We start from the raw sequence: 26,063 nt of genomic DNA, 5'->3' as shown, positions 1-26,063 counted from the left end.
GCGATAACCTGACACCGGCCGTCATATATAAATCCGGGTGTGAAGTCGGCCCGTCTGCTCTCGATCGTCCTGCTCCTCCAGACCCGCGGCCGGGTGCCGGCCGCGGAGCTCGCCGAGCGGCTGGAGGTCTCGGCCCGGACCGTCTACCGCGATGTCGAGGCGCTGTCGGCGGCCGGTGTGCCGGTCTACGCCGAGCGCGGGCGGCACGGCGGTATCGCGCTGCTGCCCGGCTTCCGTACGGATGTCACGGGGATGACCGCCGACGAGGCGCGGGCCCTGTTCATCCTGGCGGCGCAGGGCGCCCACTCCGCGCTCGGTCTGGACGACGCGCTGCGGTCGGCGCTGCGCAAGGTGATGGCGGCGCTGCCCGCCCCGCACCGGCCGGCCGCGGAGCTGGCCGGCCGCCGCATCCTGGTCGACCCGGACAAGTGGATGCCCCGCCCGTCGTCCGCCGCCGCCCCGGACGGCGGGCCTTCCGGCCGCGGCCCCGCGGTGGACCTCGATGTGCTGCACTCCGCCGTCTTCACCGACCTGCGGCTGCGGATCCGCTACCGCCACAGCGGCGAGACCCGGCTGCGGACCTACACGGTCGACCCGTACGGGCTGGTGGCCAAGGCAGGCACCTGGTACCTCGTCGCGGACCGGCGCGGCAGACCGCAGCTCTTCCGGGCCGACCGGGTGGCGTCCGCGACCCTCACCGAGGTCCCCGTACGGCGCCGCGCGGGTGTGGAGCTGGCCGCGGTGTGGCAGCAGCTGCGGCGCCAGGTGGAGGACCGGCCGGCGGAGGTACGGGTGACCGCCCGGATCCGCCGCGAGCGGCTGGATCTGGCGGTGCGGATCCTCGGCGGGGCGCTGACCGGGCCGCCCCGTACGGGTGAGGGCGACGGGGCGGGGGACGGCGAGGGGCCCGGGTCCGGTGACTGGGCCGTCCTCGACCTGGCCTACCCCGTCCTCCCCGCGGTACGGCAGCTGCTCCAGTTCGGCGATTCCCTCGAAGTGCTCGCGCCGCCGGAGGCCCGCCGGGTGATGGCCGAGGCCGCGGCCGCGCTCACCGCCGTCTACGCCGCGGACGCCCCGTCCGTGTAGGCCGCCACCGGCCGTCCACCGTATGGGCGGCCGGCATCTCACCCGCTGGACGCGCCGCCGGAGCCCGCAGCGCGACGGATTAGGCTTCCCCCGTGGCTGATATCCAGATTCCCGCTGACATCAAGCCCGCCGACGGACGCTTCGGCGCGGGCCCCTCCAAGGTGCGTACGGAGGCGCTCGGCGCCCTCGCCGCCACCGGTAGCTCCCTTCTCGGCACGTCCCACCGCCAGGCCCCGGTCAAGAACCTGGTCGGCAAGGTGCGCGACGGTGTACGTGACCTCTTCCAGCTCCCCGAGGGCTACGAGGTCGTCCTCGGCAACGGCGGCTCCACCGCCTTCTGGGACATCGCGACGCACGGTCTGATCGAGCGCAAGTCCCAGCACCTCAGCTTCGGTGAGTTCTCCTCGAAGTTCGCCAAGGCCGCCAAGCTGGCGCCGTGGCTGGAGGAGCCCACCGTCATCTCCGCCGACCCGGGCGACCACCCGGACCCGGTCGCCGAGCAGGGCGTGGACGTCTACGGCCTCACCCACAACGAGACCTCGACCGGTGTCGCCGCGCCCATCAAGCGCGTCGCGGGCGCGGACGAGGGCGCGCTGGTCCTGGTCGACGCCACCTCCGGCGCCGGCGGTCTGCCCGTGGACATCAGCGAGACGGATGTCTACTACTTCGCCCCGCAGAAGTCGTTCGCCTCGGACGGCGGTCTGTGGCTGGCGGCCTTCTCCCCCGCCGCCCTGGAGCGCGCCCGCGCCATCCACGCCTCCGGCCGGCACATCCCGGAGTTCTTCTCGCTGCCCACGGCGATCGACAACTCCCTGAAGAACCAGACGTACAACACCCCGGCGCTGTCCACCCTCTTCCTGCTCAATGAGCAGCTGGAGTGGCTCAACGGCCAGGGCGGCCTGGACTGGGCGGTCCGCCGCACCGCCACCTCCTCGCGCACCCTCTACGGCTGGGCCGAGGACGCCAAGTACGCCACCCCGTTCGTCACCGACCCGGCCAAGCGCTCGCAGGTCATCGGCACGATCGACTTCGACGAGGGCATCGACGCCGCCGCCGTCGCCAAGGCCCTGCGCGCCAACGGCATCGTCGACACCGAGCCCTACCGCAAGCTCGGCCGCAACCAGCTGCGGATCGCGATGTTCCCGGCGATCGACCCGGCGGACGTCGAGGCCCTGACGGCCTGCATCGACCACGTCATCGGCAAGCTGTAGCACTCGGCGTACGCGCACCACGGGCCCCGGCGGATGACCGCCGGGGCTCGTGCGCTGTGCGGGTACGCTCCCGGCTCAGCGGCTCAGTCGCTGGAAGCGCCGTACCGCCAGCGGCAGGAAGACCGCGGTGAGGGCGACCGGCCAGAGCACCGCCATCAGCACCGCATGCTGTTCGACCCAACTGCCGCCCGTGGCAACCGGGTTGCCGAAGAGTTCCCGGATGGCACCGGCCGTCGAGGAGACCGGGTTCCACAGGGCGATGGCACCCAGCCAGTCCGGCATCATCGACGGCGGGGTGAAGACGCTGGAGATCATGCCGAACGGCATGGCGACGGCGTAGAGGCCGCCGGCCGTTTCCTGGCTGGGGACCAGCAGGCCGAGATAGACACCGATCCAGATGAGGGCGAAGCGCAGAAGCAGCAGCAGCCCGAAGGCGGCGAGGGTGGCGGCCGGGCTGCCGTGGGAGCGCCAGCCGACGATCACGGCGATCACGGCCAGCGCCGCGAGATCGACGCTCGCGCCGATCACATCGGAGACCCCGCGCCCGCTGACCACGGCCGACGGTGCCATCGGCAGGGAACGGAAACGGTCGGTGACACCGCGGTCCCGGTCGACGACGACGGCCACCGCGGTGTTCATGAAACCGAAGGAGATCGTCATCGCGAAGATGCCGGGCATCGCGAACGTCGGGTAGTCCACCCCGCCGCCGACATCCATCGCGCTGCCGAAGACATAGACGAAGAGCACCACGGAGACGACCGGGAAGCCCAGCTGCCAGGCGATGATGACGGGCTGCCGGACGAGATGGGTCAGATCCCGGCGGACGATGGTCAGGCAGTCGGCGACGGCCCAGTAGAGACGGCGCGCGGGGCCGTCGTCCGGGCCGTCCGGGCCGTCCGGGCCGGGACGGCCGTCGTGCGGGATGTGCAGCACGGTTCCTGCGCTCATGCGGCCGCCTCCTCGCCGGCCCCGGCCGCCGGGCGGCCGGTGAGCCGCAGAAAGACCTCGTCGAGCGTCGGGCGGCGCAGCCCGATGTCCTCGACGCCGACGCCCGCGTCCTGGAGGGTGCGCGCGACCTCGGTCAGCGCCGCCACGCCCTCCGTCACCGGGGCCCCGACCCGCCGCTCCGCCTCGTCGGCCGTGGGCCGTACGCCGTCCGCGGCGACCCGCGCCATGGCCCGTACCGCGTCCGGGAGGCCGGCCGGGTCGTGCAGCACCACATGCAGGCTCTCCCCGCCGACCTGCCGTTTCAGCGCGGCGGGCGTACCGTCGGCGATCGTCCGGCCGTGCTCGATGACGGAGATCCGGTCGGCCAGGCGGTCCGCCTCGTCGAGGTACTGGGTGGTCAGCAGCACGGTGGTGCCGGCCGCGGCGAGCCCGCGGACCGCCTCCCAGACCTCGTTGCGGCTGCGGGGGTCGAGGCCGGTGGTCGGCTCGTCCAGGAACAGCACCTCGGGGGCGAGGATCAGGCTCGCGGCGAGGTCGAGGCGGCGGCGCATCCCGCCGCTGTAGCCCTTGACCGGCTTCCCGGCCGCGTCGCCCAGCCCGAACTGTTCCAGCAGCTCGGTGGCCCGCAGGCGGGCCCGGCGTGCGCCGAGGTGGAAGAGCCTGCCGAACATCTCCAGGTTCTGCCGTCCGGTCAATATCCCGTCCACGGCGGCGTATTGACCGGCCAGCCCGATCCTGGCGCGCACCCGCTCCGGCGCCCGGGTCACCTCGTGCCCGGCGACCGTCGCCCGTCCGCCGTCCGGTCGCAGCAGGGTGGCCAGGATGCGGACGACCGTGGTCTTGCCGGCACCGTTCGGTCCGAGCAGGCCGTGCACCGTGCCGCGGCGGACGGTGAGGTCGAGGCCGTCCAGCGCCCGCTTGTCGCCGTACCGCTTCTCCAGTCCCTCCGCGAGCACCGCCACATCCGGCGGCATCCGCACCGTCCCGCCCGGCCCCGCCTCTTTCCGCGTATCGCGCCCTGTCCCGCTCGTGCTGACGGCCATCGCCGCTCCCCTCCGGATCGGAAACTGGGTACACCGTACCCGATTGCGCGTACGGCGTACCCAGTTTTCCCCCGGCGGCATAGGATGACCGCACGATGACGACGACAGAACACAGCGGCAGCGGCGATGTCTCGCGCAGCCTGGAGCTGCTCTGGGGCCTCGGCGACCGGCCCAGCCGCGGACCCAAGCCGGGCCTCACCCTCGACCGCATCGTCACCACCGCGGTGGCGGTCGCCGATGCCGACGGGCTCGGCGCGCTGTCCATGCGGCGGGTCGCCACCGACCTCGGCGTCGGCACCATGTCCCTCTACCGCTACATCCCGGGCAAGGCCGAACTCCTCGACCTGATGCTCGACAAGGTCGCGGAGTTCGACACCGACGCCCATCCCGACCCGGCGGCCGGCTGGCGCCCCGCGATGGAGGCCCTCGCCCACGCCAGCCGACGGCAGTACCACCGGCACCCCTGGCTGCTCCAGGTCGACCAGGCCCGCCCGCTGCTCGGCCCCAACGCCCTGGACTCCCTGGAGTACTCGGTGCGCGCCCTGGCCGGCACCGGTCTGACCGACCGCGAGAAGATGCACGTCCTGGTGTCCTTCGGCGGCTTCCTCACCGGCATCGCCCGCACCGAGCTGCACTCCGCGCTCGCCGAGAAGCGGACCGGCATCAGCAACGCGGACTTCTGGCAGTCACAGGAGCCGGTGCTGTCCCGGGCGATGCTGAGCGGCCGCTACCCCGCCCTCGCCGCCCTGGACGAGGACACCTTCGCCGAGGGCGACGCCCCCGTCTTCGAACTGGGCCTGGCCGCGCTCCTGGACGGATTCGCGGCGCTCATCGCCGCCCGTACCGCCCGAACGGACGCACCATGAGGTGACGAAACAGGACGGATGTGCCTGTATGGGAGCCATGACGAATCCCCCGAGCCCCGGCCTCGCCCCCTTCGAGCGGCAGGGAGCGATTCTGCTGACCTCGTACAAGCGGGACGGCACCGGCGTCGGCACCCCGATGAACCTCGCCGTCGACGGCGACCACGCCTACTTCCGCACCTACGGCGACGCCTGGAAGGCCAAGCGGATGCGCAACTTCCCCGAGGTGGAGATCTGCCCCTCCACCTGGCGGGGGCGGCCCACCGGACCCGCCGTCAAGGCGCGGGTGCGGCTGCTGGATCCGCAGACCCGGGAGTACCGGCGGGCCGAGCGCTCGCTGACCCGGAAGTATCCGCTGCTCCACGGGCTGGTGGTGCCGCTGGTGCACCGGCTGAAGAAGCAGCGGACGCTCCATTACGAACTGCGGCTGACCGAGGGGGACGGGCCGGCGGGAGCCTGACGGGCCCACGGCCTCCCCGTGGCTCGGCCCCCCGCCAAGGAGGGCCTACCGCCGCCGCAGCAGCCTGCGGAGCGCCACGACCAGCCCCGTGGCCAGGGCGAGGACCATGGCCCCCTTGATGAAACTCGGGTCCAGGTCCGTCTTCGAACTCCCCTTTCCGCCCTGTCCGTTGGCGCCGTCACCGTTCGCCGGGTCGTCCTCGGCCGCGTCCGGCAGCTGCTCATCGCTCAGCCCGACCGGCTCCACCGCGCTGTCGGCGCCCTCGGAGCCGTACATCAGGGTGCGGCCGTCCGCGGTGAAGGTGACCGCTTCGCCCTGCTGCTGCACCGGTACGCCCACGCTGCCGAGGTCCTTCGGGCGGCCGTCCTGCCAGCGGTAGATCCGGGCACCGAAGTAGCTGCGCAGCACCAGACGGCTGCCGTCCGGGGAGAACGCGCCGTCGGTCACCCACAGATCGACCGGGGCGACCTTGCGGAAGGTGTTGACACCGGAGGTGGTCAGCCGCCGCGGGCCCTCGTAGAGCGCGCCACCGCCGCCCTGCTTCTTGCTGGCGATATAGACCCGGCCGGTCTTGGGATGCACCATCAGCGCCTCGGCGTCCCGCGGCCCGTCGGCGTACTTCACATCGAACTGGGTGGCGGTGACGGTGGTATCGCGCAGCCGCTTCGGTTCGGGGAAGCGGTAGATCCAGACGTGGTTCCAGCTGCCGCCGAGGTTGTCGCCGATGTCGCCGACGTAGAGGGCACCGTCCGGGCCGGCCGAGATCGCCTCGACATCGCGCGGCGCGCCGATGCCGCGCAGCGTGATCCGGGCGACCACGCGGCCGGACTTGCCGTCGACGGCGTAGACGTACGGGCCGTCGTCGCTGTCGTTGTGGGTCCAGTAGATCCCGGGGTGCGTACGGCTGGCGGCCAGGCCGCTGGCCTCGGTGATCCGGGGGTCGCCGATGGTGAAGCCGTCGGGCTCGTCGGCGGCCGCGGGCACGGCGGCCGCCGCCCACAGGATTCCCGCGGCACCGGCCGCGCACAGAAGCGAACGCATGGGCACAGACTGCCATCCCGGGCCGCGGCGCGGGCGCGCGGCGGCCGCCTGGCCCCCGGCGCCCCGTGGTGGGCGAGCGCGGCGTGTCCAGCGTCACGTACCGGCGGGTAAGGATTCTCGGCCATCATGTCCGGATGAGGATCATGTTCGTCGGTGACTCCATGACGATCGGCGCCACCGGCGATTTCACCTGGCGCTACCGCATGTGGCAGCACCTGAACGCGACCTGCGCCGGGCCCTACCGCATCGTCGGACCGCGCCACACGCTCCATGACCCCGCCGGGGGCACCGCCGCCTCCACCGCCTACGCCGACCCCGGCTTCCCCGACGAGGCCCGCCGCCATCTCGCGGGCTGGGGCGAGGGCTGGCTGCACATGGCCCCGCTGATCGGCGACGCGGTGCGTGGGCACCGCGCCGACACCCTGCTGGTCTCGCTCGGCCTGATAGACCTCGGTTTCTACACGAACGCCGAGCAGACCGCGGAGAACGTACGGCACTTCGTGACCCGGGCACGCCGGGCGGCGCCGCACATCCGGGCGGTGCTGATGCCGGTGATCCCCAACGTCCGGGCGGCGGCGGACCCCGCCTTCGGCACCGAATGCACCCGCTTCAACGAACTCCTGGCCAAGGCCGTCGCCGATCTCTCCACCCCCGCCTCGCCGTTGCTGCTGGCCTCCGAACCGGAGGGATGGGAGACCGGCCGCGCCACCTACGACGGGACCCATCCGTCGGAGCACGGCGAGCACTTGCTGGCGGGCGCGTTCGCCCAGGCGATGCATCAGGCGTGGGGCGTCGGCGGGCCGTACCGCGCCGGGGTGGCGTCCGGGGCGGCCGTACCGGCCGGGTGAGGCGCGCGGCGCGCAGGCCGGTCGGCCCGGACGCACGCTGACGCCCGAACGGTCCTTGCTTCGAGCGCACTTCAAGGCGTTGGCTGGACCACCATGAAGTACACGCAGCTCGGACGCACCGGACTCAAGGTCAGCCGACTCGTCCTCGGGACGATGAACTTCAAGCCTCAGACGGACGAGGCCGAAAGCCACACCATCATGGACGCGGCGCAGCAGGCCGGCATCAACTTCTTCGACACCGCCAATGTCTATGGCTGGGGTGCCAACAAGGGCCGTACGGAGGAGATCGTCGGCTCGTGGTTCGCCAAGGGCGGCGGCCGGCGGGACAAGACCGTGCTCGCCACCAAGCTCTACGCCAACATGGCGCCGGACGACGGCAAGGTCTGGCCCAACCACGACAAGCTCTCCGCGCTCAACATCCGGCGGTCGGTGGAGGCCAGCCTCAAGCGGCTGGGCACCGACTACATCGACGTCTACCAGTTCCACCACGTCGACCGGGACACGCCCTGGGACGAGATCTGGCAGGCCATGGACGTGCTCGTCCAGCAGGGCAAGATCCTCTACGTGGGCTCGTCCAACCACGCCGGCTGGCATATCGCCCGCGCCAACGAGACCGCCGCCCGCCGCGGCTCGTACGGCCTGGTCAGCGAGCAGTGCCTCTACAACCTCGCCGAGCGGCGCGCCGAGATGGAGGTCATCCCGGCCGCCGAGGGCTACGGCCTGGGCGTCATCCCGTGGTCCCCGCTGCACAGCGGGCTGCTGGGCGGCGCCCTGCGCAAGGAGCGCGAGGGCGGTGCGGCCCGCTCGGGCGCCGGCCGCTCGGCCGACTCGCTCGCCAACTCCGCGATCCGCGCCCAGATCCAGTCGTACGAGGATCTGCTCGACAAGCACGGTCTGGAGCCCGGTGAGGTGGCCCTGGCCTGGCTGCTCACCCGGCCCGGGGTCACCGGCCCGATCGTCGGCCCGCGCACCGCGGACCAGCTCGCCTCCGCACTGCGGGCGGTCGAACTGACCCTCCCGGACGAGCTGCTCGCCTCGCTCGACGAGATCTTCCCCGGCCCCGGGCCGAGCCCGGAGGCCTTCGCCTGGTGAACGGGCCGGGCGCCCGGCGGCCGGTTCCGGCCGGGCCGCCGGGCGCCCCCGCGGGGCCCGGGGAAGCCGTCAGCGCAGCGCCGCCGCCACGATCACGACGACGAGCAGCACGGCAAGCAGACCGGACATGATCCGGTTACGGGTTTTGGGATCCACCCTCTGAGCGTAACCGGGGCGGACCCGAACGCTTCAGCGGGCCGGGGCCGGCGGCCGTACGGGCTTCAGCGGCCCAGCGGCCAGGAGTCCACCGTTTCGTACCGGGGCTGCTTGCCCGCCACGCCCGCGACGGGGGGATGGCTGCACACCAGGGCAAGCGCCTCGACCGTCCAGGCGGTGCCGGCGAAGTCCTTGAGGGCCGTCGCGTACGGGCGGAGGTCCAGGCCGGGGACGCGGTTCCGGGCGAGGGTGAGGTGCGGGGTGTACGGGCGGTGCTCGTCGTCCATGGCGAGGCCGGCCCGGCGGCCCGCAGCGGAGGCCGCGTCGGCCAGCCGGCGCATGGCGGGGCGGTCGCCGTCGGCCCCGGCCCACACCACCCGGTCCGAGAAGCGGCCGCCGCCGGCGATCCGCAGCTCGTAGGGGTCGCGGCGGCGGGCGGCCCGCGCCAGCCGCTCGGCCAGGTCGGGGACGGTCTCCTCGGGCACCTCCCCGTAGAAGGCGAGGGTGAAGTGCCAGCTCTCCCGGCCGGTCCAGCGCAGCCTGCCGGAGGCCGGAAAATTCTTCAACTGCGCCACCTCGGCGGCCAGTTCCTCGATCGCGGGAGCGGGGGGCAGGACGGCGGCGAAGAGTCTCATGCGGCCAGTGTGGCCCAGCACACCGGCCGCCCGGCGGGACACGACGTGCCATGGCCCGGCCCCGCGGCGGGGCCGGGCCAGGGTGCGTGGACTACGCCGCGGGCGCCAGCGCCCGCTCCGCGGACTGGGCGTCGCCCGGGGCCCGGGGCACGAAGGCGAGGTGCTGATGACCACGCCGCAGGTCGATCTTGAGGCGCAGACCGCCCACCCTGGCGAGGATCAGGCCGATGAGGACGGCGGCCGCCAGGGAGACCACACCGCCCGCCATGAAGCCGATCCGCGGGCCGAAGGTGTCGGTGATCCAGCCGACCAGTGGTGCGCCGAGCGGGGTGCCGCCCACGAAGACCATCATGAACAGGCTCATCACCCGGCCGCGCATCGCCGGATCGGTGGCCATCTGGATGCTCGAATTGGCCGTGACATTGATCGTCAGGCCGACCGTGCCGATCAGCACCAGCAGCGCCGCGAACACCCAGAACGACGGGGCCAGCGCGGCCGCGATCTCCAGGGCGCCGAAGAGCATCGCCGCCCCCACCACCAGCCGCAGCCGGGAGCTCGCGCGGCGGGCCGCGAGCAGCGCGCCGATCAGCGAACCGGCCGCCATCAGCCCGTTGAACAGGGAGTATGTCCCCGCACCCTGGTGGTAGACGTGGTGCACGAACGCGGTCAGCCAGATCGGGAAGTTGAAGCCGAAGGTCCCGATGAAGCCGACCAGGACGATGGGCCAGATCAGATCGGGGCGGCCGGACACATACCGCAGGCCCTCCCGCAGCTGGCCCTTGCTGCGCGGGACGCGGTCGACCTTGTGGAGTTCGGCGGTGCGCATCATCAGCAGGCCCGTGAGCGGGGCGATGAACGAGAGACCGTTGAGCAGGAAGGCCCAGCCGCTGCCGAAGGCGGTGATCAGGACACCGGCGACGGCGGGTCCGATCAGCCGCGCGGACTGGAAGTTGGCGGAGTTGAGGCTGACGGCGTTGCGCAGCTCGTCCTGGCCGACCATCTCGGCGACGAAGGCCTGCCGGGCGGGGTTGTCGAGGACGGTGACCAGGCCGAGCACGAAGGCGGTCAGGTAGACGTGCCAGACCTGCACCTGCCCGCTCAGCGTGAGCGCGGCGAGGGCCAGGCCGGTGATGCCCATGGCGGACTGGGTGAGGAGCAGCAGCTTGCGCTTGGCGAAGCGGTCGGCGATGACACCGCCGTAGAGCCCGAAGAGCAGCATCGGCAGGAATTGCAGTGCGGTGGTGATTCCGACCGCGGTGGACGAGCCGGTGAGGCTGAGCACCAGCCAGTCCTGGGCGATGCGCTGCATCCAGGTGCCCGTGTTGGACACCATCTGGCCGGTGGCGAAGAGGCGGTAGTTGCGTATACGGAGCGAGCTGAACGTGCCCTTGCGCGGTGTGGCGGCGGGGCCGGCGGCGACAGCCGGGGCGGTGCCCGGAGCGGTCGCGGTCGCGTCGTCGGAAACCGTGTCGTCGTGGGAGTTCGGTGCGGGGGCGGAGTGTGCTCCGGATCCCGTACTCAAAGTGGGTTCGCCTCCTCGGCCTCGGGTTCTACAGCTGTGCGAGCTTCTCCAGCACAGGCGCGGCGGCCCGCACCTTCGCCCACTCGTCCGCGTCCAGCCCGGAGGCCAGCTCGGCGAGCCAGGCGTTGCGCTTACGGCGGCTCTCTTCGAGCATCGCCTCGGCCTGCTCGGTCTGCGTGACGACCTTCTGACGGCGGTCGTCGGGGTGCGGTTCGAGCCGGACCAGTCCCTTGGCCTCCAGCATGGCCACGATGCGGGTCATCGACGGCGGCTGCACATGCTCCTTGCGGGCCAGCTCGCCGGGGGTGGCATGGCCGCACCGGGCGAGCGTGCCGAGCACCGACATCTCGGTGGGGCTCAGCGATTCGTCGACCCGCTGGTGCTTGAGTCGGCGCGACAGGCGCATCACGGCGGACCGCAGCGCGTTCACCGCGGCCGCGTCGTCAGGGGGCACCTCCGGCCCGTCGGGCTGAAGGGAGGACAGTTCCGGCATGGTCTTTAGCATAACTCATTACCCTCCCTAAGGAAAGCCAAGGGGTTCGGTCCGTCATGGCTCACCCATATGAGTGAGGACGCCGCCGAAAATGACCCGCCTGACCGCGTACGGACGGGACCGTGTCCGGATGGGATCGAAGGTGCTCAGTCTGCGGGTGGACGGGGAGCTGCTGGACCGCATCCGGCAGCACGCCGCAAAACGCGGAATGAGCGTCCAGGACTATGTGGTCCGGACGCTCATTCGCGAGGATTTCGACGAGCGGTTCCAGTCCTCCGTCGACGAGACGGAGAAGCTGGGGGTCCGCTGGCCCGCTACTTGACCCCGAGCGCCTGCTCGATCGGGTCGAGCAGGAAGTAGACCAGGAAGCAGAGGCCGACCGCGTTCAGCAGCCAGGGGACCTCCTTGATCCGGCCGGTCGCCGCGCGCAGCAGGATGAAGGCCAGCACGCCGATGCCGATGCCGTTGGTGATGCTGTAGGTGAACGGCATCGAGACGAGCGTCAGGAACGCCGGGATGCCGATGGTGAAGTCGCCCCAGTCGATGTCCCGGACGTTCGAGGCCATGATCAGGAAGCCGACGACCACCAGCGCGGGCGTCGCGGCCTGTGCGGGGACGACGGTCGCCAGCGGCGTGAAGATCAGCGCGAGCAGGAAGAGGCCGCCGGTCATCAGGTTCGCGAGACCCGTGCGGGCGCCCTCGCCGACCCCGGCGGTGGACTCCACGAAGCAGGTGTTGGCGGAGGCGGAACCGAAGCCGCCGCCCGCGACCGCGATGCCGTCGACCATCAGGATCCGGCCCATGTTCGGCAGGTTGCCGGTCTCGTTGTCCAGCAGCCCGGCCTCCTCACCGACGCCGATGATGGTGCCCATCGCGTCGAAGAAGCCGGAGAGCAGCACGGTGAAGACGAACAGGCAGCCGGTCAGCACGCCGACTTCCCGGAAGCCGCCGAAGAGGCTGATCTGACCGATCAGACCGAAGTCCGGGGTGTCGATGATCTTTTCCGGGACATTGGGGACCGCCAGGCCCCAGGCCGCGTCCGGGATGGTGACGAGGGCGTTGATGCCGATCGCGACGACGGCCATCGAGACCATGCCGATCAGGATCGCGCCCCGGACCTTGCGCACGATCAGCACGAACATCAGCGCCAGCCCGATGACGAAGACCAGCACCGGCCAGCCCTTGAGCTGTCCGCCCTGGCCCAGCCCCATCGGGACGGTGGTGTGCGCGGCGTCCGGGTTACGGGTCACAAAGCCCGCGTCGACCAGGCCGATCAGCGAGATGAACAGGCCGATGCCGATGGCGATGGCCCGCCGCAGCCCGTTGGGGATCGCGTCCATCACCCGCTGCCGCAGACCCGAGGCGACCAGGAGCATCAGCACCAGACCCGCGAGCACGACCATGCCCATGGCGTCCGGCCAGCTCATCTTGGGGGCGAGCTGAAGCGCCACCACGGCATTGATGCCGAGGCCGGCGGCGATGGCGATCGGGACATTGCCGATGACGCCCATCAGGACCGTGCTCAGTCCGGCCATCAGCGCGGTGGCGGTGACCAGCTGCGCGTTGTCGAGATGGTGGCCGAACTTATCGACTCCGGAACTGAGAATGATCGGGTTCAGCACGATGATGTAGGCCATCGCGAAGAACGTCGCCAGCCCGCCGCGGAGTTCGCGGCTGACCGTCGACCCCCGCTCGGAGATCTTGAAGAAGGCGTCGAAGCCGTTCTTGGGAGGCTTCGGAGCCGGGTTCTCAAGGGTGTCGACCGGCGTGGTGGCCGAGGGGGACATGCGGGGACCTCAGTCGTACGGGCCTGGGCAGGCGCGGGGGCCCGAGGGCCCGGAACACGAACAAAAACGGAAGCAACTGGATCGGATTGGAGGAAGGGACAAGCGAAACCAGCCGAATCCAGAAAGGTTCAGTATGAATAAACAATGCGTTGATCGCTATCTCCGCGCGTAGACCCTTGCGGCACATGGCCCCGGCCCCCGCACCCCACGCCGCCGGCGCCCCCGCGCACGGCCACCGGCCCCCTGCCCACCGCCGCCCGCGGAGCCGTCACCCGCTCCCCGTAAGCTGAGCACCATGTGGAAGAAGTCCGAACTGCGCGAGGCCCCGGCGCCTCTTGAGGGACCCGTCGTCGGCACGATCACCGGCGGCACCATCATCTGGTTCGTCCTCTTCCTCGGCCAGCTCCCGTTCTACGGCTGGTTCGCCGACAACGGCCACGCCTGGTGGGTGTGGACCTGTCTGGCCGGCGGCGGCCTGGGCCTGATCGGCATCTGGTACGTCCGCGGACGGGATGCCGCGCTCAAGCGCGCCGCGGCGGCCGACCGTTCCTGACTCCCTCCGCACCGCCCCGGCGGCCACCTCCTTGGCCCCTCCGCCCGGTCAGCGGGTGAAGTGCGCATTCCGCCCGTAACGTCGAGGGCATGACGGAGCGGGCGAGGACCGACGTCGAGCAGTCCGGGCCGGGTGGCGAGCCCGCCCCACGGGCCGCGGGACAACCGGTCAACCCCGGACTGACCGCCGCCGAGGTCGCGGAGCGGGTCGCCCGGGGCGAGGTCAACGACGTCCCCGTACGCTCCTCCCGCTCGGTCGCCGAGATCGTCCGGGCCAATGTCTTCACCCGCTTCAACGCCATCATCGGCGTCCTCTTCGTCATCATCCTGATCGTCGGCCCCCTCCAGGACGGCCTGTTCGGCTTCGTGATCGTCGCCAACACCGGTATCGGCATCGTCCAGGAGCTGCGCGCCAAGAAGACCCTGGACAAGCTGGCGGTCATCGGCGAGGCCCGGCCGACCGTCCGGCGCGGCGGGGTCACCGAGGAGATCCCCACCTCCGCGGTGGTGCTCGACGACGTCCTCGAACTCGGGCCCGGCGACAAGGTCATCGTCGACGGTGAGGTGCTGGAGAGCGACAGCCTGGAGATCGACGAATCGCTGCTGACCGGCGAGGCCGACCCGGTCGTGAAGAAGCCCGGCGAGCAGGTGATGTCCGGCAGCTTCGTGGTCGCGGGCGGCGGCGCCTTCACCGCGACCAAGGTCGGCCGGCAGGCGTACGCGGCCCAGCTCGCCGAGGAGGCCAGCCGCTTCACCCTGGTCCACTCCGAACTGCGGACCGGCATCAGCCAGATCCTCAAGTACGTGACCTGGATGATGATCCCGACCGCGATCGGCCTGATCCTCAGCCATCTGCTCACTCTCGGGCTGCCCGGCGACGCCGCCATCCGCCGCATGGTGGCAGGCATCGTGCCGATGATCCCCGAGGGCCTGGTGCTGCTCACCTCCGTCGCCTTCGCGATCGGCGTCATCCGGCTCGGCCGCAAGAAGTGCCTGGTCCAGGAGCTGCCCGCGATCGAGGGCCTGGCCCGGGTCGATGTGGTCTGCCTGGACAAGACCGGCACGCTCACCGAGGGCGGCATGGACGTCCAGGGGCTGCGGACGCTCGACGGCGACGAGGGCTACCTCCGGCAGGTGCTGGGCGCACTCGGCGAGTCCGACCCCCGGCCCAACGCCTCCCTCCAAGCGGTCATCGAGGCGTATCCGGCGGACGGCGGCTGGCGCTGCGTCCAGTCACTGCCGTTCTCCTCCGCCCGGAAATACAGCGGCGGGGCCTTCAACGACCCGGACGGCGAGAGCAGCACCTGGCTGCTCGGCGCCCCGGACGTGCTGCTGCCGGCCGGTGACCAGCGGCTCGCCGAGACCGACGCGCTCAACGCGCAGGGCTTCCGCGTCCTGCTGCTGGCCCGCGCCACACGGGAGCTGGACGACCCCGACGTCACCCGGGACGTACGGCCCGCCGCGCTGGTCGTCCTGGAGCAGCGGCTGCGCCCGGACGCCCCCGACACCCTGCGCTACTTCGAGGAGCAGGGCGTCCGGGCCAAGGTGCTCTCCGGCGACAACGCGGTGTCGGTGGGCGCGGTGGCCGGCAAGCTGGGGCTGCCGGGCGCGGACGCCCCGGTGGACGCGCGGGCACTGCCCGGCGAACGGGACGCGATGGCGGCCGAGATCGAGGCGGGCGCGGTGTTCGGCCGGGTCACCCCGCAGCAGAAGCGGGACATGGTCGCCGCGCTCCAGACACGCAGTCACACCGTCGCGATGACCGGCGACGGCGTCAATGACGTGCTGGCCCTCAAGGACGCCGACATCGGTGTCGCGATGGGCTCCGGCTCCGAGGCGACCCGCGCCGTCGCCCAGATCGTGCTGCTCAACAACAGCTTCGCCACGCTGCCGTCCGTCGTCGCCGAGGGCCGCCGGGTCATCGGCAACATCACCCGCGTCGCCACCCTCTTCCTCACCAAGACCGTCTACTCCGTCCTCCTCGCGATCCTGGTCGCCTGCTGGCAGATCCCCTACCCGTATCTCCCCCGCCATCTGACCCTGCTCTCCACCCTCACCATCGGCGTCCCCGCGTTCTTCCTCGCCCTGGCCCCCAACAAGGAACGCGCCCGCCCGCACTTCGTCCGCCGGGTGATGCGCTACGCGATCCCGTCCGGCCTCATCACCGGCGCCGCCGCCTTCGTCACCTACCTGCTCGCCCGCAGCTACTACACCGGCCCCGGCGCCCTGCCCGCCGAGACCAGCGCCGCGACGCTGACCCTCTTCCTCACCGCGATCTGGGTCCTGGCGATCATCGCCCGCCCCTACACCTGGTGGCGGATCGCCCTGGTCCTGGCCATGGGCCTGGCCTTCCTCATCGTCCTGGCCACCCCCTGGCTCCAGACCTTCTTCGCCCTGCGCCTGGTCGGCACGACCATGCCCTGGGCCGCCGTCGCCATCGCCGTACTGGCGGCCGTCCTGCTGGAGCTCACCTGGCGCTGGGTGGGCCGCCGCTTCCCGGCCTGAGGCCTTTCCGACCACCGCCGCACACCTTTCCGACCGCCGCCGCGCACCCTTTTGACCGCCGCCACACAGCTCTCCGACCGCCGCCGCGCACCTTTGGACCGCCGCGCCGCACGGCTCTCCGACCGCCGCCACATACCGCGTCTCGGCCCGGTCACAGAACCCGCCCCGCCATGGCGGCCCCCCGCCCCTCCCCCTACTCTCCGCCCCATGACCTTCCTCCACGGGGACCTCACCTACGAGGTTCTGGCCCGCACCCATCACTCCCACCACTACCACTCCGGCGGCGACGGCGTTCTCCACTGGTGGGAGTGGCTGATCCTGGTCGTCGGCGCGGTCGCGGTGATCTGGTCGCTGGTGAAGAAGTTCAGCTCGGACTGAGGGGACGGTGACGGCCGGGGTGCAGCCGGCGCATCGGGCCGGACGCCGTTCCCGGTGGCTTGGCTGTCACGATCCCGGCAAAAGATCGAGATATGCCTGATACACGGCCTCGGGACGATCGAGACACGTGCCGCTTAACGTGCGGGATACGTGCGTCTGTTGGCGGGCCCGGGGCGGACCGACCGGTCCGGGGGGGGTGTCGACGGACCAGGAACGGCCATGGGACGAGGAAGCGGGCGGCAGCGTGAAGAAGGCCAAAAGGCAGCGTGGCTTCTGGCAAGAGCTGCCGATACTCATCGGTGTCGCTCTTCTCCTCGCCCTGCTGATCAAGACCTTCCTGGTGCAGGCGTTCTTGATCCCGTCCGACTCGATGCAGGACACCCTCCAGCGCGGGGACCGGGTCCTGGTGGACAAGCTGACGCCATGGTTCGGCTCCGAGCCGGAGCGCGGCGAGGTCGTGGTCTTCCACGACCCGGGCGGCTGGCTCAACGAGACGCCGCCCGCTGAGCCCAACGCTGTCCAGCAGGTCCTCAGCTTCATCGGCCTGATGCCGTCAGCGGAGGAGAAGGACCTGATCAAGCGGGTGATCGCAGTCGGCGGCGACACGGTCGAGTGCCACGGCACCGGCCCGGTCAAGGTCAACGGCAAGGCCCTCAAGGAAGACTCGTACCTCTTCCCCGGCAACACCCCCTGCGGAGACAAGGCATTCGGGCCGATCAAGGTTCCCAAGGGAAGCATCTGGGTCATGGGTGACCACCGGCAGAGGTCCCAGGACTCCCGGTACCACATGAACCTCAAGGGCAACGGCACCGTCGAGACCAAGCAGGTCGTGGGCCGTGCCTTCACGATCGCATGGCCGGTCAACCGCTGGTCGTGGCTGCCGGTGCCGGACACCTTCGACCAGCCCGCACTCAACAAGGCCGTCGCGGCGGCTCCGGCCGCGCTGGGCCTCGCGGGCGCGGTGCCGCTCATCATCTGGCGCCGCCGGAGGCGAACCACGCCAGCGGCGTAGCCCGCCCCTACCTCTCCTCCCCACCCTCATTCCCGATTCCCGCCCTCGTCGCCCGACGACCGGCCAACGGCACGCAGCCGCGCCCCCCGGCTCTCCGCGACGCGCCGCACATCCCGCAGGGAGTCGGTCAGCCCCCGGGCCAGAAAGCGCAGTTCCCGGGTGCTCGCCCCCTGACAGGCGAGCAGCTGGTCCGCATGACCGATGAGGTCGTCGGCCATGCCGAGTTGAAGGCGCTCGATGTCATCGGCGACACGGGAGACATGGCCCGTGCCGTCCCCCAGGAGATAGCAGGGGTTGCCGTCGGCGCTGGACCATGGCAGGAGGCGGGCAGGGTCGGGATGTTCGACCGCACCATCGCCTTCGGACGAAGGCTCGAAATGCTTCGCGATATCGTGATTCATGTCGTCGACCTCATCGGGGCTGATGACCACACCCCCGGGCCGTTGCAGCGGTCGCGGGGGCTTTCCGTCGTTACTCAGCATTGCCGACGAAATACGCTGGGTGCACGCTAGAGACGTCACCAAAGTCCGTCAGTGGACAGCGAGTTGAAGGTGTGTTCGAGCAATGGAGCTGAACAACGAGGACGACGACAGGGCCACCCCGCGCTCGGTACTCGGGCGGCGCTTACGCCGCCTGCGGGAGGCCGCTGACCTTTCACAGCGCGCCCTCGCCGACAAGGTCGGTTACCCGCATACGTACCTCAGCCGGGTGGAGCGGGGGGAGCAGTTGCCGTCGGAGGCGCTCGCCGAGCACCTGGACACGCATTTCGCCACGGATGGACTCCTTGTCGAGTTGCTCGCCATGGCGCAGGACGCCTCGATCCCGGATTACGGCCGGGCCGTCGTCGACAGCGAGCGCAAGGCGGCTCGCATTCAGGTATTCGGCAGCAGTCTGATTCCAGGACTTCTACAGACCGAGGACTACGCGCACGCATTGTTTCGCGAGTCACTTCCCGGCGAATCCGAGGAGCGGAGAAACGGGCGGGTCGCCACGCGAATGCGCCGTAAGCGCGTCTTCGAGAAGGAGCAAGCGCCGTACTACTGGGCAATCATGGATGAAGCGGCGTTAAAGCGTCCGATCGGCCCCATTTCCACTATGCGGACTCAACTTCGCTATGTGCTCAAAGCAGTTGAGTCACCCCGCGTCTCGGTGCAGGTGTTGCCGTTTGCGCAGGGCGCGCACCCCATGCTGGGTGGAAGCTTGAGCTTGCACACCCTGCGGAACGGGTCCACTCTCGCCTATGTCGAAAGCTTCGCCTCTGGCCTGCCGGTCGAGTCACCGGAAAGAATTCTTGAGCTCACGCAGAGGTTTGACGTGGCTCGCTCCAAGGCGCTGCCGGAACGTGAAACTCTCGACCTGATTCGCGATTACCTGCGAGAGTACGAGGATGATGACGATTCCTGACGCGTCCGCTCTGACCGGCTGGCGCAAATCCAGCTACAGCAACGGCGAAGGAGCCGAGTGCATCGAGGTGGCCGACGGCGTGCCCGGCGCCGTACCGGTACGTGACTCCAAGAACCCGCACGGACCGGCCTGCGTCTTCCCCGAAGCCGGCTGGTCCGCCTTCCTCAACGCCGTCAAGGGCGGCGAGTTCGGCAACTGAGCCACCGCACCACGCATCACGCGCGACCGGCCCCCGTCACGCCCACCGCGACGGGGGCCGCCCCCTGCCCCTCACACATCGCCCTGCACACGGGCATGAAGATGCATGTCATGCCAGCCGTCCTGTTGGAGATGGGCGCTGCGGCGGGTGCCCTCCAGGGTGAAGCCGGACTTGGTGGCCACCCGGCACGAGGGCTCGTTGGCGGTCGAGTGGGCGAGTTCGAGGCGGTGGAAGCCGGCCTCGTCCAGGGCCCAGGCGGCCAGCGTGGCGAGGGCGCGCGGGGCGATGCCGGTGCCGCGGGCGGGCGGCAGGACCCAGTACGCGCACTCGGCTTCGCCGTGGTCCAGGTCCATCCGGCGCAGGCCCGCCCGGCCGAGGATCTCGCCGTCGGACGCCCGGGTGATGGCCCACTGGGCGTCCCGCTCCTGCTGCCAGGAGCGGTGGGAGGCCGCGATCCACTCCCGCGCCTCCGCCGGGGACGTGACGTGGTGCATGTGCCAGCGCCGGATCGCCTGGTCCTGGTAGGCGGCTTGCAGGACGGGGGCGTCGGCCGTCTCCCAGGGCCGCAACAGCAACTCGCCGCCGGGTGAGGGGAGAGAAGGCTGCGGGGTGGCCGAGAGGTCTCCGGCGGGGAGGGCGGGAGTGATCGCGAGAGGCATGGGCGGCATCATCTCCCGGTCCCGGAGTGGTGCCCGGGCGGCCGCCACGGCCCGCACTTCCTCGTGCAGCTCGTCCACCGCGGTCCGTACGGCCTGACCTCGGATGCGGACTCGGTAGTCCACCTCCCAGGCCCCGCTGACCGCGGAGACGACGCCGATCCGGTGCAGGCCCCCGTCGACGCGGTCAACCAGATACGGCCCGTTTCCGGCGAGCATGAAGCGTGAGTTGCCGGTCCGCAGGTACTCCTCGGACGTCCACGAGACGATCCACGCCAGCTCGTGCTCCCGTACGTGCGCCACAGCCATCCGCATCGGGTCCAGCCCCGCCGACAGCTCCCGCTGATAGTCGCGTTCCAGCTCTTCTTCGACTAACCGAACGGCGGCATCTCGCTCCATCACGCGTGCAGCATCGCTCACGGACCCGGACGGCGACCAACAGTTTTCAAGCCCGTTCCCTGAGCGGCCACGCCATCCTGGCCCAGCTCGCGGCCGGCTTCCGCACGATCAGTCTGGCGTGGGCCGACGGCGGATACGCCAACTCCGTTGATTCCGCTCTGCTTTCATGGGCCCGCGACGCGTTGGACATCGTCGTCGAGATCGTGAAGCGGACCGACGACGTCAGGGCTTCAAGGTCCTGCCCCGCCGCTGGGTGGTGGAGCGAAGTTTCGGCTGGCTGGTCCGAAACCGTCGGCTGGCCCGCGACTACGAACGGCTGACCGCCCTGGCGAGGCGACCGATCACCGACGTCGACCGCGACGAGATCCAGCACCATGCAGCCGGCTCAGCTCGCGTCCCATATGACGGCGTCGAACTTGTTGCGGTAATCGCTGCCAATGCCGTTGGAGCCGAGCTCAGTGAGCTTGAGCCGGGCGATGTTCCCGGCGCTGGTGCGTATGCACAGCACTACGTTCTTGGTGAGTTGCTGCTCGTTGGCTCCTTCCGCAGTGATCGTTTTCGAGCACTCCTCATATCCAGGGAGACTGGTCGTGCCTCCTGACCAGAGAGAGATCACGGTGCCGTTCCCACCGTTGATCTGGTTCTCCGGCGTCATGTACACATCGCCTTCGTCGGCATAGCCAACAGCGACGGGCTGTCCGGCGTCCAGGTCCTTGGCTACGGTGTCCAGCAGCAATGAGCCTCGCCAAAGTTCGCTTCCCGCGGGCGAAGAACTGTGATCCGGCTCGGGCGTCCCGGTCTGCTTCGATGGCGAGCCGGAGGCGGGTATGGATTCGGGCGCCGAAGTGGGAGTCGATGAAGTCGGCACGATGGTCTGGGCACCGTCGGCGTTGTCGTCACCGGAGGAGCCGAGAACAGGCACCACCGCCGTGATCAGGGCGGCGAGGACCGTCGCCCCGGCAGCGATCCAGGCTGCCTGCTGATGTCTGCTGAACCAGCCTCCACCCGCACCATCGCCTTGCCCACCGTCCGGCGTCGGCGGGTCTGCCGGCGGTGGGGGCGCCGATGCACGGTGTGCACCGTCCACATGGTTGTCGCCCTGGCCAGGTGTGTTTGCATCAGGTCGATCGTCGACCACCGTGCTGAGCACCCCCACTGCTGCTGCCGGTCCACGTGCGTCGCGCAGAGGCCAAACAGCCCGTGCGGGCCTCGCCGGCAACTTCCTGCACCGACACAATAGTTGGGGTATACCCCAACTGCCGCGAGGTGTACACGGTGCGGCTGCCGACGCAATCGACGTCAGTCGGCGGCGCTGCTACCTTGCTCAGCCGTAGACCGTCACTCCAGCGACTGCAACACCGGGGGTCTCGTGGGTCGGGTAACGAAGTTACGGCGTCTGCTCCTGCGCGTGCGGATGCACGCTGCCGCCATCGTAGGTCTGACTGCACTGCTGGTTGCATCGGCCGCTGGCTGCTCCGGCGGCGACAAGCAACCTGCTGCTAACGCCGGCTCGGCCGCCGACAGCCGAGCCACGAGTACGACGCAGGCAGCCCAACCCCGCAAATATGCCGCCATGGCCGTGGACGGGGAGTTGCACGCCATGCTGGCCTTCCAGGTCCACCCCGAGGGTGGCCAGCTGATCGGGAAGTACACGATGGTGCACTTCGACGGGCAGGGCAAGGAAGTCCGGGAGAAGACCGACTTCAACGGACGCGGCTCGGACAGCACGTTTGAGTTCGACGGACTGACCGACTACGGGGTCGTCACGGGCGCCCTCTCCGAAGATCGAACCCGGCTGACGCTCGACCGCGACTTCGGTGTGCAAACGACGCAGTGGACGATCGTCTCCTCCACGGACGTGTTCGAGTCAGCCGTCAAGGAGTACGCCAAGCGGTTCGAGTCCTGTTCCAAGAAGCAGGACGTCGACCCCTGTGAGGGCGTGGCTTAAACGCCAACATCGGCTGGCCTCCGCCCTCCCGTTCCGGAGGAGCCGGAACAGGACCGAAGCGACAGCGGGGACCGACTGCGCCTCCCTCAGTCGAACCACCGCGCCCGCGCCAGCTCCTCCCCCCGGTCCGGGTCTTCCAGGAGGGCGGCGACCTCGAAGCGGCGGGGCCATTGGCCGGTGGACCAGGCGAGGCCGGCGGCGACGCCCTCCAGGGTGGCGGCGTGGAGGGTGCCGTCGGGGGTGTAGCGCCAGTCGAGTTCGGCGGTGTCGTCGGGGCCGTCGCCGACGAGGAGTTCCTCGTGTTCCAGGTACGTGTCCGGGGTGGCGGGGCCGAGCAGGGAGCGGACGGCCCCGGGGACCTCGTGGCGTACGCCCTCGGAGCGGACCTCGGCGCTGACCACCTCGCTCAGGCGCCGTACCTGGAGCAGTTCGGCCAGCGCGGCGGCGCGGGCCGGGCGTACGGGGAGCAGGGCGCGGCCGGCCGCCAGCGGCACCAGGTCCGGGGCGTCGGCGACCACGGCGTCGGCCGCGTCGACCACCTGGACTTCCTGGTCGCGCACGGTCCGCAACTCGTCCGGGAGGGTCACCTGGTCGGGGTCCAGATCCGCCAGCAGGCCGTAGAGCGCGTGCAGTTGCGCGGCACCGACGGTCAGGTCCGGGTCGGCGAGCCGGGCCAGCAGTTCTGCCGCGCCGCCCGGCTCGTCGAGGAGCGCGGCGACCGAGGTGCGGACGCCGAGGGCCCGCAGCACCTGGGCATCGACATCGCCCGCGTCCGCGGACTCGTACAGCCCGGACAGCAGCGGGTCGCCGCCCGCCGACCGCAGACCGGCGGGCCGGCGGCCGTCCAGCACCGGGTGCCCGCGCAGCCACCAGGCGGTGTACGGGCGGACGGATTCGGTGGTGCCGTCGGGGAGCAGGACCCGGACGGGCGCGGTCAGGGCGTCGCGCAGCGGGGGCTGGGACAGCATCGCCAGCACCTGGGGCCAGGCGTCGTCGTCGACCAGGTCGAGGTCGCGGACCGCGACGAGTTCGGTCACCACCGGCGGGACGGGGGTCTCCGGCAGCGCGTCGAGGATGTCCTCACACCAGACGTCCACCGCGTCCAGCAGTCCGACATCGTCCGGCTCGGCGAAGTCGCCCTCCCGGGGCTCCATCTCGTCCGGGTCGAGCACCACATCGGTGGCCCGGACCAGCGCGAAGGCGGCCATGACGCCCACGGCCGTCAGCGGCTGCTCGCCCCACCGTCCGGCCCACTCCGCGTCACAGGCCGCGATCTCGCCTTCCCGGATGACGCGCTCGAAGGCGCTGCCCGGGTAGACCAACTCGCCGGCCGGCGCCAGCTCACCGTCCTCGTCGGGCAGCGCGAGCGCCCCGAGCCAGGGCTCGTCGCCCGGCGTGAGATTGGCGTCCCGGACCAGACCGAGCACCGTCTCCGCCAGCTCCTCGGCGCCCAGCGGGGCCCCCGGCCCCTCGCCCAGCTCGTCGGCGAAGACGTCGTACGCGTCCTCGTCGGCCTCCAGGGAGTTCGCCACCGCCGCCCGCACCTGGGGCGTGGTGAGCACGGCGCGCGGCGCGGCCGGGGTGGCGCCCAGCTTCTCCAGCAGCGGGTGCACCGCGTCGGGGTGGGCGACCTTCAGACCGAGCCGGGCGAGCGTACGGTGCCGGGCCGCGGCGTCCTCCTCGGGGCCGCCGCCGGGCAGCGGGAGCAGCACCTGACGCGGCCCGATCGTGGTCCGTACGCCGCCCTGCGCGCCGCCGGGGCCCTGACCGGCCGTGCCCGCGAGCGGGACCGGCAGCCCGCTGAGCCGGTCCGGGTCGGTACCGGCCAGCGCGTCATAGAGCCGCCACCACCAGCCGGGCGACCGTTCGACGCCCGCCAGCCGGTCGATCATCTCGCCGAGCGGGACCCGGGCCACGCCCAACGCCCGCAGCTCCGGCCGGCGTTCGAGCCCGGCCGGCAGCAGGCTGGGGAACAGCTCGGCCAGCACGGCCACGGCCGCCGCGCCCGCGCCCTCCACCAACTCGGCGTCCACCGGGCGCAGGACGTACCGGTCCACCCCGCCGTCGCCCTCGTCCCACTCGTCCGCCGGCGCCGCCTCGGGCTCCGCCGTACGCCCGCCGGCCGGGGCGCCCGCGCTCGGCAGGAACCGCACCCGCGGCAGCAGTTCCAGTACCTGGCGGCGCAGCTCACCGTCCAGACCGCCCTTGCCCAGCGGGCCCGGCACCAGATCGAGGGTGCCGACCGACACCGGCTGCCAGTCGCCGAGCAGCGCCGCATACGTCGCGGCCACCCGCCCCACCAGGAAGTCCGTCAGCGCACCCGGCGCGACATGCCGCCGGGTCGGCTCCAGCGGGAACGACGCGATCAGCAGCGCGGGCAGCCCCAGCGGCTCGTCCGTCGGCGTCGGGGCGTGCACCACCGCCGCGGTCCCCGGCCGGGCCGGTGCGCCCTCGTCGTCCACCGGCACCGCCCAGGTCACCGACCAGGCCGGCCGCAGCCGCTCCTCGACCGGCCGGTCCGCCAGCAACGCCGGATCCAGCGGCCCGCCGTCGCTCGCCACCCGCCACCGGGTCGCGCCCCGCTCGCTGTCCTCGATCAGGACGTACGGGCCGTCCTGGCTGCGCCGCAACTCCCGTACGCCCTCCGGGGTCTCGACCACGACCTCGGCCAGCCCCGGCAGCGTCAGCAGCAGCGCCGCATCGATCCCGGTCAGCAGCCGCTCGGCGAGATCCTGCGCCGCGACGTCCCGCAGCGGCAGCACGACGGCGGTGTCATACCCCTCGGGCGCCCCGCCCTCCGCGGGCAGCGGCAGCCGCAGCAGCGGGACATGCCCGTCCCGTCGGCGCAACTCACCACCCAGCCCCGGGCTGTGCGCCGCCACCTCCTCCGTCAGCGCCCGCGCCTCGGCCAGCGACCAGCGGACACCGCCGGTACGGCCCACCAGCGCCGGCTCGTCACTCACCGACAGCACCGCGGCGAAGCCCACACCGAACCGGCCGACCGCACCGGCCGCCACACTGGGCTCCCGCTTCGCGGACGCCCGCAGCGTCGACAGCGACTCGACGCCGGTGGCGTCCAGCGGGGCACCGGTGTTGGACGCGACGAGTACGGCGGGCGCGTCGCCGTTGGCCGCGTGCAGGGTCAGCCGGAGCCGGCCGGGGACGCCGGCCCGGGCCGCCGCGTCCGCCGCGTTCTGCGCCAGCTCCACGGCCAGCCGGTCGCGGTAGCCGCCGAGCGCGAGGTCCTCCTCGGCGTTAGCGTCCTCCCGGAACCGGGCCGGCGAGGCGGCCCAGGCATCCAGCACGCCACGCCGCAGTCGGGCCGTCCCGAACGGGTCTCCGGCTGCGCCTCGCACCCACGACGTCGCTGTCACTGTCCGTCTCCCTTAAATGTCGGTGGGCCGACGGTATCGCCCCACGTTGTCGGGTGGCCCGCCGCGGCCTGTTTCCCCGCCTGTCGGCGGGGAGGGGGTTGTTCGGGGTGGGGCCCCGGTTCGTGGTGGGTGCCGGTGGCGGGGCCTCCGGGGTGGAGGTGAAGGAAAGACAAAGACCAGCACCCGCAGCCGCACCACCATGCGGCCGCACTACTGGTCTTTGACAACTCCCCCACCGGACGGAGGCCGCCATCCGTACGGGAGGGGTCGGTCCTCCGGGGGCGGGTTTCCGGACGTAAAGCGAAGCAGTCCGGAAACCCGCCCCCGGAGGACCGACCCCGCCACCCACCACCAACAACCGCGGCCCCCGCCCAAACACCCCCACCCCCGCCGACAGGCGAAAACAGGCACGGCGGTGCCACCCGAAAACGTGGGAATGAGCCCCCAGCGC

At 71.3% G+C, this 26,063-nt stretch carries 25 protein-coding genes and 2 pseudogenes; 15 read left to right on the top strand and 12 right to left on the bottom strand.

What is annotated here, in order from left to right; genetic code table 11:
* Positions 1 to 39 precede the first annotated feature (39 nt).
* Together TU31_RS00765 and serC are read left to right on the top strand one after the other, a co-directional pair.
* A complete protein-coding gene (locus TU31_RS00765; protein ID WP_042147284.1) occupies positions 40 to 1,086 on the top strand; it encodes a helix-turn-helix transcriptional regulator in 1,047 nt (348 codons plus the stop codon).
* A gap of 92 nt (positions 1,087 to 1,178) precedes the next feature.
* Positions 1,179 to 2,297 (top strand): phosphoserine transaminase, encoded by a 1,119-nt coding sequence (gene serC, locus TU31_RS00760; RefSeq protein ID WP_042147278.1) that lies wholly within the window; start codon positions 1,179 to 1,181, stop codon positions 2,295 to 2,297.
* A 75-nt stretch (positions 2,298 to 2,372) separates the two neighbouring features.
* Here the strand turns inward: serC and TU31_RS00755 are convergent, their stop codons facing one another.
* Positions 2,373 to 3,245, bottom strand: coding sequence for an ABC transporter permease (locus TU31_RS00755; RefSeq protein ID WP_042147275.1), 873 nt, complete (start codon positions 3,243 to 3,245; stop codon positions 2,373 to 2,375).
* On the bottom strand, positions 3,242 to 4,219 hold the full coding sequence (locus TU31_RS00750; RefSeq protein WP_042147272.1) for a daunorubicin resistance protein DrrA family ABC transporter ATP-binding protein: 978 nt from the start codon (positions 4,217 to 4,219) through the stop codon (positions 3,242 to 3,244). The genes TU31_RS00755 and TU31_RS00750 overlap by 4 nt, the downstream gene beginning before the upstream one ends.
* A 164-nt stretch (positions 4,220 to 4,383) precedes the next feature.
* On the opposite strand from TU31_RS00750, the gene TU31_RS00745 reads away from it, so the two are divergent.
* Together TU31_RS00745 and TU31_RS00740 are read left to right on the top strand one after the other, a co-directional pair.
* Positions 4,384 to 5,154, top strand: a complete 771-nt coding sequence (locus TU31_RS00745; RefSeq protein ID WP_042147269.1) for a TetR/AcrR family transcriptional regulator — start codon at positions 4,384 to 4,386, stop codon at positions 5,152 to 5,154.
* Positions 5,155 to 5,191: 37 nt separating this feature from the next.
* Positions 5,192 to 5,611, top strand: coding sequence for a PPOX class F420-dependent oxidoreductase (locus TU31_RS00740; RefSeq protein WP_042149694.1), 420 nt, complete (start codon positions 5,192 to 5,194; stop codon positions 5,609 to 5,611).
* Positions 5,612 to 5,656: 45 nt separating this feature from the next.
* Here TU31_RS00740 and TU31_RS00735 read toward each other — a convergent pair whose 3' ends face one another.
* On the bottom strand, positions 5,657 to 6,652 hold the full coding sequence (locus TU31_RS00735; protein ID WP_042147266.1) for an esterase-like activity of phytase family protein: 996 nt from the start codon (positions 6,650 to 6,652) through the stop codon (positions 5,657 to 5,659).
* Positions 6,653 to 6,795: 143 nt separating this feature from the next.
* Here TU31_RS00735 and TU31_RS00730 point away from each other — a divergent pair, with 143 nt between their 5' ends.
* Together TU31_RS00730 and TU31_RS00725 are read left to right on the top strand one after the other, a co-directional pair.
* Positions 6,796 to 7,500, top strand: a complete 705-nt coding sequence (locus TU31_RS00730; RefSeq protein WP_078885481.1) for a GDSL-type esterase/lipase family protein — start codon at positions 6,796 to 6,798, stop codon at positions 7,498 to 7,500.
* 93 nt (positions 7,501 to 7,593) lie between these two features.
* Positions 7,594 to 8,592 carry an aldo/keto reductase gene (locus TU31_RS00725; RefSeq protein WP_042147260.1) on the top strand — a complete coding sequence of 333 codons (999 nt, stop codon included), beginning with the start codon at positions 7,594 to 7,596 and terminating at the stop codon, positions 8,590 to 8,592.
* Between the two features lie 221 nt (positions 8,593 to 8,813).
* Here the strand turns inward: TU31_RS00725 and thpR are convergent, their stop codons facing one another.
* The 3 genes from thpR to TU31_RS00710 form a co-directional block, all read right to left on the bottom strand.
* Positions 8,814 to 9,383 carry an RNA 2',3'-cyclic phosphodiesterase gene (gene thpR / locus TU31_RS00720; protein WP_042147257.1) on the bottom strand — a complete coding sequence of 190 codons (570 nt, stop codon included), beginning with the start codon at positions 9,381 to 9,383 and terminating at the stop codon, positions 8,814 to 8,816.
* Positions 9,384 to 9,474: 91 nt separating this feature from the next.
* Complete coding sequence (locus tag TU31_RS00715; protein ID WP_042147255.1) at positions 9,475 to 10,905, bottom strand: MFS transporter; 1,431 nt, start codon at positions 10,903 to 10,905, stop codon at positions 9,475 to 9,477.
* A gap of 28 nt (positions 10,906 to 10,933) precedes the next feature.
* Positions 10,934 to 11,398: a MarR family winged helix-turn-helix transcriptional regulator gene (locus TU31_RS00710; protein ID WP_042147252.1), complete on the bottom strand. Its 465-nt coding sequence runs from the start codon at positions 11,396 to 11,398 to the stop codon at positions 10,934 to 10,936.
* A gap of 91 nt (positions 11,399 to 11,489) precedes the next feature.
* Here TU31_RS00710 and TU31_RS00705 point away from each other — a divergent pair, with 91 nt between their 5' ends.
* Positions 11,490 to 11,720: a hypothetical protein gene (locus TU31_RS00705; RefSeq protein WP_042147250.1), complete on the top strand. Its 231-nt coding sequence runs from the start codon at positions 11,490 to 11,492 to the stop codon at positions 11,718 to 11,720.
* Here the strand turns inward: TU31_RS00705 and TU31_RS00700 are convergent.
* Positions 11,713 to 13,185, bottom strand: coding sequence for an NCS2 family permease (locus TU31_RS00700; RefSeq protein ID WP_042147248.1), 1,473 nt, complete (start codon positions 13,183 to 13,185; stop codon positions 11,713 to 11,715). The genes TU31_RS00705 and TU31_RS00700 overlap by 8 nt on opposite strands.
* Positions 13,186 to 13,480: 295 nt before the next feature.
* Between TU31_RS00700 and TU31_RS00695 the strand changes: the two genes are divergently transcribed.
* From TU31_RS00695 to lepB, 4 genes are all read left to right on the top strand, one after another.
* Positions 13,481 to 13,738: a DUF2530 domain-containing protein gene (locus TU31_RS00695; RefSeq protein WP_042147245.1), complete on the top strand. Its 258-nt coding sequence runs from the start codon at positions 13,481 to 13,483 to the stop codon at positions 13,736 to 13,738.
* Between the two features lie 89 nt (positions 13,739 to 13,827).
* Positions 13,828 to 16,242: an HAD-IC family P-type ATPase gene (locus TU31_RS00690; protein WP_042147243.1), complete on the top strand. Its 2,415-nt coding sequence runs from the start codon at positions 13,828 to 13,830 to the stop codon at positions 16,240 to 16,242.
* 207 nt (positions 16,243 to 16,449) lie between these two features.
* Positions 16,450 to 16,620 (top strand): hypothetical protein, encoded by a 171-nt coding sequence (locus TU31_RS39000; protein ID WP_181018503.1) that lies wholly within the window; start codon positions 16,450 to 16,452, stop codon positions 16,618 to 16,620.
* Positions 16,621 to 16,816: 196 nt separating this feature from the next.
* On the top strand, positions 16,817 to 17,632 hold the full coding sequence (gene lepB, locus TU31_RS00685; RefSeq protein ID WP_370682686.1) for a signal peptidase I: 816 nt from the start codon (positions 16,817 to 16,819) through the stop codon (positions 17,630 to 17,632).
* 26 nt (positions 17,633 to 17,658) lie between these two features.
* Here lepB and TU31_RS00680 read toward each other — a convergent pair whose 3' ends face one another.
* Complete coding sequence (locus tag TU31_RS00680; protein WP_181018502.1) at positions 17,659 to 18,063, bottom strand: hypothetical protein; 405 nt, start codon at positions 18,061 to 18,063, stop codon at positions 17,659 to 17,661.
* 133 nt (positions 18,064 to 18,196) lie between these two features.
* On the opposite strand from TU31_RS00680, the gene TU31_RS00675 reads away from it, so the two are divergent.
* Positions 18,197 to 19,036, top strand: coding sequence for a helix-turn-helix domain-containing protein (locus TU31_RS00675; protein ID WP_042147236.1), 840 nt, complete (start codon positions 18,197 to 18,199; stop codon positions 19,034 to 19,036).
* The gene (locus tag TU31_RS00670; RefSeq protein ID WP_042147233.1) at positions 19,023 to 19,235 is read left to right on the top strand and encodes a DUF397 domain-containing protein; all 213 of its coding nucleotides are present in this window, start codon (positions 19,023 to 19,025) and stop codon (positions 19,233 to 19,235) included. Before TU31_RS00675 ends, TU31_RS00670 begins: the two co-directional genes overlap by 14 nt.
* A 71-nt stretch (positions 19,236 to 19,306) precedes the next feature.
* On the opposite strand, the gene TU31_RS00665 is transcribed toward TU31_RS00670, so the two are convergent.
* Both TU31_RS00665 and TU31_RS40415 read right to left on the bottom strand, forming a co-directional pair.
* The gene (locus TU31_RS00665; protein WP_042149688.1) at positions 19,307 to 19,894 is read right to left on the bottom strand and encodes a GNAT family N-acetyltransferase; all 588 of its coding nucleotides are present in this window, start codon (positions 19,892 to 19,894) and stop codon (positions 19,307 to 19,309) included.
* Positions 19,895 to 20,077: 183 nt separating this feature from the next.
* Positions 20,078 to 20,290, bottom strand: a pseudogene (locus TU31_RS40415) (YrhB domain-containing protein); the annotation flags it as partial.
* 166 nt (positions 20,291 to 20,456) lie between these two features.
* Here TU31_RS40415 and TU31_RS36315 point away from each other — a divergent pair.
* Positions 20,457 to 20,615 (top strand): annotated as a pseudogene (locus TU31_RS36315) (transposase); the annotation flags it as partial.
* Between the two features lie 60 nt (positions 20,616 to 20,675).
* On the opposite strand, the gene TU31_RS38995 reads toward TU31_RS36315, so the two are convergent.
* A complete protein-coding gene (locus tag TU31_RS38995) occupies positions 20,676 to 21,440 on the bottom strand; it encodes a hypothetical protein (RefSeq protein WP_181018547.1) in 765 nt (254 codons plus the stop codon).
* 423 nt (positions 21,441 to 21,863) lie between these two features.
* Between TU31_RS38995 and TU31_RS00650 the strand changes: the two genes are divergently transcribed.
* The gene (locus TU31_RS00650; RefSeq protein WP_158894182.1) at positions 21,864 to 22,238 is read left to right on the top strand and encodes a hypothetical protein; all 375 of its coding nucleotides are present in this window, start codon (positions 21,864 to 21,866) and stop codon (positions 22,236 to 22,238) included.
* 86 nt (positions 22,239 to 22,324) lie between these two features.
* Here TU31_RS00650 and TU31_RS00645 read toward each other — a convergent pair whose 3' ends face one another.
* The gene (locus TU31_RS00645) at positions 22,325 to 25,543 is read right to left on the bottom strand and encodes a sacsin N-terminal ATP-binding-like domain-containing protein (RefSeq protein WP_370682700.1); all 3,219 of its coding nucleotides are present in this window, start codon (positions 25,541 to 25,543) and stop codon (positions 22,325 to 22,327) included.
* Positions 25,544 to 26,063 lie beyond the last annotated feature (520 nt).

Source organism: Streptomyces lydicamycinicus (assembly GCF_000829715.2).
Lineage (GTDB): Bacteria > Actinomycetota > Actinomycetes > Streptomycetales > Streptomycetaceae > Streptomyces > Streptomyces lydicamycinicus.
The sequence above is the reverse complement of the archived record's forward strand: the minus strand, read 5'-3'. Positions and strand labels throughout refer to the sequence as shown.